The 6,741-nt window shown below is 74.0% G+C and carries 3 protein-coding genes and 2 pseudogenes; 2 read left to right on the plus strand and 3 right to left on the minus strand.

The annotated features are described in order from the left end of the window. Positions 1 to 66 precede the first annotated feature (66 nt). A complete protein-coding gene (locus tag CWIS_RS07160; protein WP_048342579.1) occupies positions 67 to 1,764 on the minus strand; it encodes an ABC transporter substrate-binding protein in 1,698 nt (565 codons plus the stop codon). 149 nt (positions 1,765 to 1,913) lie between these two features. Further along, positions 1,914 to 4,481 carry a beta-glucosidase gene (locus tag CWIS_RS07165; RefSeq protein WP_082156279.1) on the minus strand — a complete coding sequence of 856 codons (2,568 nt, stop codon included), beginning with the start codon at positions 4,479 to 4,481 and terminating at the stop codon, positions 1,914 to 1,916. A gap of 104 nt (positions 4,482 to 4,585) precedes the next feature. Here CWIS_RS07165 and CWIS_RS07170 point away from each other — a divergent pair, with 104 nt between their 5' ends. Then, positions 4,586 to 5,281, plus strand: a complete 696-nt coding sequence (locus CWIS_RS07170) for a TetR/AcrR family transcriptional regulator (RefSeq protein WP_141370929.1) — start codon at positions 4,586 to 4,588, stop codon at positions 5,279 to 5,281. Between the two features lie 109 nt (positions 5,282 to 5,390). Then, positions 5,391 to 5,684 (plus strand): annotated as a pseudogene (locus CWIS_RS07175) (transcriptional regulator); the annotation flags it as partial. An 81-nt stretch (positions 5,685 to 5,765) separates the two neighbouring features. On the opposite strand, the pseudogene CWIS_RS18695 reads toward CWIS_RS07175, so the two are convergent. Beyond that, positions 5,766 to 6,741: pseudogene (locus tag CWIS_RS18695) on the minus strand (hypothetical protein); the annotation flags it as partial.

A 6,741-nucleotide genomic window follows, 5' to 3' on the forward strand; every position in this document is an offset into this window, starting at 1 on the left:
CGCCCCCCCCGCGCCCTGACTCGGGTCGGACCGCGACGCCCCGCGGGGCCGGGCGGTCCGGTCGGCTCAGGCCGTGGGCTTGAGCTTGGTCAGGATCAGCGCGGCCTGCGGGCCCGTGGGCTGCGGGTTCGCGTACGGGTCCTCGTCCGTGGGGAAGCCCGTGTAGTTCGCGGTCGAGTACTGCGCGACGGCCGGGCGCGACCAGATGACCAGGCCCGGGACGTCCTCGACGAAGCGCTTCTGCACGACCTGCAGCGCGGCCATGCGGTCCGCGTCGGTCGTGGCGGACTTGAACTCGGCGAGCGCGGCCGTGGCCTCGTCGTTCTGGTAGCGGCCGAAGTTCCAGTTCGCGGGCTGGCCGAGCTCGACGTACGACGCGCCGTCCATGATGTTCGAGTACAGGTTCCACGGCGTGGAACCGCCGTCGGTCCAGTGCAGCGACGCCTGGAAGTCGCCCAGGTTGATGACCTGGTTGAACCACGTGTCGGCGACGACGGGCTCGACGGTCGCCTCGGCACCCAGCTCCTTGGCACCCTCGGCGATGATCCCGAGCGCGTCGAGGTAGTCCGTCCAGCCCTGCGGGTTCGTCAGCGCGAAGGAGACCTTCTCGCCGTCCGGGTCGACGAGCGCGTCGCCGTCCCACGTGTAGCCCGCGTCGGTCAGCACCTGCTTGGCGCCGTCGACGTCGACCTCGAGCTCCTGGCCGGCGAACTCGTCGGAGATGAACGCGTCACCCGACGGCTGCGGCAGGCCGGTGACCGACGTGATCTGCGGCCACACGCCGTACCCCGCGGTCGCGGAGATGTCCGCGCGGTCGACGACCATGTTGAGCGCCTTGCGGAACGCGACGTCGTCGAACGGCTTCTTCTGGGTGTTGAGGTACAGCACGTCGACGCCGAAACCACCGCCCGCGACCTGGTGGAAGTGCTCCGGGTCCTGCGCGATGAACGTGTTCTCGAAGTCCGGGATGAACGTCCAGCCCCACTGCGCCTCACCCGACGTGAGCGCGGTCGTCAGGCCCGCGTTGTCCTTGAACGCGTCGTAGCGCAGCTCGCCGACGAGCGGCGCGTCGCCCCAGTACGTGTCGTTCGGGACGAGCGTGACGGCCTGCGGCGTGAAGCTCTTCAGCGTGAACGGGCCCGTCCCGATCATGGTGTCGGCCGTGTACGTGACCGGGTCCTCGTTCTCCCAGATGTGCTTGGGCACGATCAGGAGCCGGTAGAGCTTGGCGGCGTTGACGTACTGACCGGTCGTGAAGCCCACCGTGACCGTCGTGCCGTCCGTCGTGATCTCGCCGTACTGCTCCGGGAAGTCCACGTTGAGCTCGGGGTTGTCCTTGCGGATCTGGAGCGAGTAGGCGATGTCGTCGGCCGTGAACGGCTCGCCGTCGCTCCACGTGACCCCCGCACGCGGCGTGATGACCGCCTCGGTGTACGTGTCGTTCCACTCGACCTTCTCCGCGAGCCACGGCATGGGCGGGTCGGTGGGCTTGACGTCGTTGACCTGCATGAGCGACTCGTAGATCGCGTACGCGTAGCCGAACGAGGTGGAGCCCGAGCCGGGGGCGATCGGGTTCTGGTTCCCCGACGCCTCACCGTTGGGCATGCCCACGGTCAGGACCTTGTCGGAACGCTCGTCGCTCGTCGCCTGGGTCTGCCCCGAGGTCGGGTCGTCGCTGCCGTTGCCGCCGCCTGAGCAGGCGGTGGCGAGCAGCGCGACGACCGCCACGCTGGCTGCCGCCGTCGAGAGCTTGCGGATCCTCACGAGAGTGCCTCCTTGCACTGGGTGAACTGCGGGAGTGGTGGTGCTGGTCCTGCCGTGCTGGTCCTGCCGTGCTGGTCCGGCGGCACTGCGGAGGTCGCCGGACCGGGGGCTCGGGGGGCGTCTGCGGGCAGGTCGACCCCCGGGCCGGTCTAGGTGCGGACGGTCACCTCGGTGCCCACCCGCAGGTCCTGCACCGAGCGGCCCGCGCGCAGCCGGTACGTGCCGGGGGGCACCACCCAGCCCGCCTCCCAGGTGCGCCACGTGCTCGCGGGCACCCGGACGGTCACGTCGCGCCGCTCGCCCGGGGCGAGCTCGGCGACGGCGAACCCCGCCAGCCAGCGCACGGGACGGTCCGACGAGGCCGCGGGCGGCTCGGCGTACACCTGGACCACCTCGCGACCCGCGCGGGGCCCGGTGTTGCGCAGCGTGACGACCAGGTCGTACGCGGCCGGCTCGTCGGCCACGGGCTCGGCGCGCACGCCGTCGTACGACCACGTGGTCCAGCCCAGCCCGTGGCCGAACGGCGCGGCGGGCGTGCGGCCCAGGCGCAGCCACGACCTGTACCCGACGTGCACGCCCTCGCGGTACTCGACGACGCCGTCGACGGGCACCGCGTCCGGGACGGGCACGTCGCTCTCGTGCGCGGGCAGCGTCCACGGCAGCCGGCCCGAGGGCTCTGTCACGCCCGTGAGCACGTCGCCCAGCGCCTCGGGCCACTCCTGGCCGCCGAGCCACGCCCAGAGCACGCACGGGACCTCGTCGAGCCACGGCAGCAGCACGGGCGCACCCGCGTTGACGACCACGACCGTACGCGGGTTGGCCGCGAGCACCGCCTTGACGAGCTGGTCCTGCGTGCCGGGCAGGGCGAGCGACGTGCGGTCGTACCCCTCGGACTCGACCTCCTCGTTGGTGCCGACGACGACGACCGCGAGATCCGCCGCCGCAGCAGCCGCGACCGCGTCGGCGAGCAGCTCGTCGGGAGACGTGCCGGGCGTGCGGTGCACGAGCTCGGCGCGCGCGAACGACGCGTAGCCGACGGGGTGCACGGCCTGGACGGTCGCGTCGAGCTCGATCGTCACCGGCTCCGCGTGGCCCGCGGCCGCGTGCGGCGTCTCGACGGCGAGCGTGACGGGCGTCGGCGCGTTCACCGACGAGTCGAGGATCACCTCGGCCCCCACCTCGTGCTCGCTCGTCGAGAGCACCTCGCCGCCCACGACGACGCGGTGCCGCCCGACCGTGCCCACGCCCACCTCGTGGCGTCCGGGCTCGTCGAGCGTGACGGTCGTGCGCAGCCGCACCGCGTGGGCGTCGGCGCGCACGTCCCGGAGCCAACCGGTCCACGCGGTGACGGTCCGCGCCTCGAGCACGGCGCCTGCCGCGTCCAGCACCTCGACGAGCACGCCGGGCTCTCCCGCGGGGCTGGTGCAGCGGTGCGCGAGGTCGAGCGCCGGGGGCAGCAGGCGGGAGACCGCGCCGGCGTGCACGGTGACCTCGGCGCCGGCGAACGCGTCGCGCACCGCGTCGTCGAGCTCGGCGCGCCGCTCGGGCCGCACGTACGCCGAGCCGCCGCCCTGCACGAACGGCGCCAGCGCGTTGGGCCCGACGAGCGCGACCCGACGCACGTCGCCGCTCGCGAGCGGGAGCGCGTGCTCGTCGTCCTTGAGCACGACCATCGACCGCGCGACCAGGCGGCGCAGCGTGCCCCGCACGTCCACGTCGGCGACGCGGTCCCGCGACGCGCCCTCGGGAGCGAGTCCGTCGATCGCGCCGACCCGACGCGCGAGCAGCAGGATCCGCTCGACCTTCTCGTCGAGCGCGGCCTCGTCGACCTCCCCTGCGCGCACCGCGGCGAGCAGCCCGTCGCCCCAGACCCCGTCCGGGCCCGGCATCTGCAGGTCGAGACCGCCCTCGAACGCGCCGGCGACCGACCGCGTGGCGACCCAGTCGCTCACGACCACGCCGTCGAAGCCCCACTCGTCCTTGAGCACCCCGGTGAGCAGCGGCCGGTGCTCGAGCGCGGGTGCGGCCGTGGTGCCGTCGTCGATCCCCGAGTACGCGCCCATGACGGACCACGCGCGGGCCTCGTGCACGAGCTGCTCGAACGGCGCGAGATAGACCTCGCGCAGCGTGCGCTCGTCGACACGCGAGAGGTACGTGGTGCGCTGCGTCTCGGAGTCGTTCGCGACGAAGTGCTTGACGCACATCCCGACGCCCCGCTCCTGCGCCGCGCGCACCACGTGCACGGCGATCCGGCCCGTGAGGGTCGGGTCCTCCGAGTAGCACTCGAAGTGTCGGCCGCCGACGGGCGTGCGCTGGAGGTTGACCTGCGGCGCGAGGACGACGTCGACGCCGTGCCGCCTGGCCTCCGCAGCGAACAGCGCGCCCAGCTCGTCGGCCAGGTCGACGTCCCAGGTCGCGGCGAGCGCACTCGGTGCGGGGAACGACGCGGAGGTCTCGGCCGCGTCCTCGGACACGCCGCGCACGCCCGCGGGACCGTCGGACACGTGGACGGCCCGCAGCCCGACGCGCGGGACCGCCGTGGTGGACCACAGGCCCGCGCCGACGAGCAGCGCGACCTTCTCCTCGAGCGTGAGACGCGCCCGCAGCGCGGCGATGGCGCGATCGGTGCTGCGTGCGGCCGGCGCGGCGGTGGCCGTGGCGCGCGGTCCGGCGGGTGCGGGCTGCGCGGGAGCGGGTTCGGTGGTGCCGAGAGACACGGTGGGGCTCTCCTCGTGGTCGACCTCGTCGTCGTGTGCGGTGATCGAACCACAATTCTTACTAACTTGTCAGTAAGTCCAATGATCACAGTATGGTTGCGGCCATGGACGACGACGCCAGCGGTGTGGACCGCCCCCGCACGGCCACGACGGCGGGGGCAGCGCTGCCCACGACGACCGCTCGCCGCCAGCGGCGCCCCCGCCAGGCCACCGCGGAGCGCCGCGCCGAGATCCTGCGCGCCGCCGCCCGCACGTTCGGCGCCAAGGGCTACAAGACGGGCTCGCTCGCCGAGGTCGCCGAGCAGGTCGGCATCACGCACGCCGGCGTGCTGCACCACTTCGGCTCCAAGGAGCAGCTGCTCGTCGAGGTGCTCGAGTTCCGCGACAAGGAGGACGTGCGCGAGCTCGAGGGCCAGCACATCCCCGACGGTCTCGAGCTGTTCCACCACCTCGTGCGCACCGCCCGCGCGAACGAGCTGCGCCCCGGGATCGTCCAGGGCTACACCGTGCTGACCGGCGAGTCCGTCACCGAGAACCACCCCGCGCGCACGTGGGTCACCGACCGGTTCCGGGTGCTGCGCGGCGAGATCGCCCACGCGGTCACGGTCGTCGGCGGCCCCGGCACCAGCGACGAGGCGGCCACGCGCGCGGCGAACGCCATCATCGGCGTCATGGACGGGCTGCAGGTCCAGTGGCTCCTCGACCCGTCGGCCGTCCAGCTCGCGGAGGGCACGCGCGTCGCGATCGAGGCGATCCTGACCGCCGCGTGCCCCGACACCACCATCCCCACCCTGGGCTGACCCCGCGGCTTTCCCAGCGATCTCCCAGGTCCGGCCCAGGCTGGTTCCAGCGGGCCCCGACAGCGTTGCGGCCATGACAGCCACGACCACCACTGCGACCGCCCCCGGGACGCTCGTCGTCGGCGACCTGCAGCTCGACGAGACGAGCGGCCAGGTCACGCGTGCGGGCGAGCCCATCCACCTCACACCCACCGAGCGGGACCTGCTCACGTACTTCATGCGCAACCCGCGCCGCGTCCTGTCGAAGCGGATGATCCTGGACCGCGTGTGGCGTGGCGACCGGGGCGGAGCCGACGGCGTCGTCGAGCTGTACGTCAGCTACCTGCGCCGCAAGATCGACAAGGGCCGCACCCCGATGCTCCACACCCAGCGCGGCCTGGGCTACGTCCTGCGCGCTTCCTGACGCCGCACCTCACACGCCGCCGACCCTGCGCAGGCCGACCGGCCGCCCGCACCTGCGGGCGGCCGGTCATGCTCGTGCGGGCTACAGCGGGAAGGCGCGGTACAGGTCGAGGAGGTCCTCGACCGGGGCCTCGATGCGGAACACCGCGGTGAGGTTGCGCCAGACGACGACGCCCGTGCCGTCCCCGAGCGCCACGGCCGTGTAGGTGCCGACCCGCTCGTCACCCACGCGCACCGCGCCGGTCTGCGGGAGCTTGTCGCGGCCCGACGCCGGGGCGCCGGGGCGGGTCGTGGCCGTCGCGTCGGCCGACGGCGTCGCGCCGAGCTCCTCGCTCGTGCCCTCGACGGCCGCCTCCGCGGTCGGCAGCTCGGCGACGAGCGCGTCGGTGAACGCGCGCGCCTCGTCCTGCGTGGCCCACTGGCCGGACAGGACCGTCGCGGTCAGGGCGCCACCGTCGGTGAACGACTCGGTGTAGGCCTCGAGCGCACCGGCGGTCACCCAGGTCGCCTCGGGGGCCGACGACGCGAGCGCGTACTGCAGCACCGACGAGGGCAGCGCGGTCGCGAACGGCGTCGTCGCCTCGCGCGCGACGGGCTCGATCGAGGGCGTCGGGGAGGGCAGGCGGATCGTCGTCGCGACGAGCGGCTCGGGCGACGCGGAGTCGTTGCCGCGGTTGGCCAGGACGATCCCGGCGGCCACCGCGCCGACGAGGAGCACGCCGCCGCCGATCGCGACGGGCAGCAGCCACTTCGGCCGCTTGTCACCGGACTCGGGCTCGGGTCCGCCCGTGCCCGGGCCGGAACCCTGACCCTCGCTCGTCGTCGGCTGCCCGGCCACGGGTGCACCCGTGGCCGCGAACGCCGCCGGGAAGGCGGGCGTCGCAGCGGCGGGGCTCGCGGGGACCGGGCTCGCGGGGACAGGGCCCGCGGGGACCGGGCCCGTGGGAGCGGCGGGACCGGCCGCGTGCGCGCCGTGGCCGCTGTGCGCGCCACCGGGTGCGCCGTACCCGCCGGGTGCTGCGTGGCCCTGCTGGCCGTACCCGCTCTGCGGCGGCCCG

It is taken from the genome of Cellulomonas sp. A375-1, from assembly GCF_001040865.1.
In the GTDB taxonomy this organism is placed as follows: domain Bacteria; phylum Actinomycetota; class Actinomycetes; order Actinomycetales; family Cellulomonadaceae; genus Cellulomonas; species Cellulomonas gelida.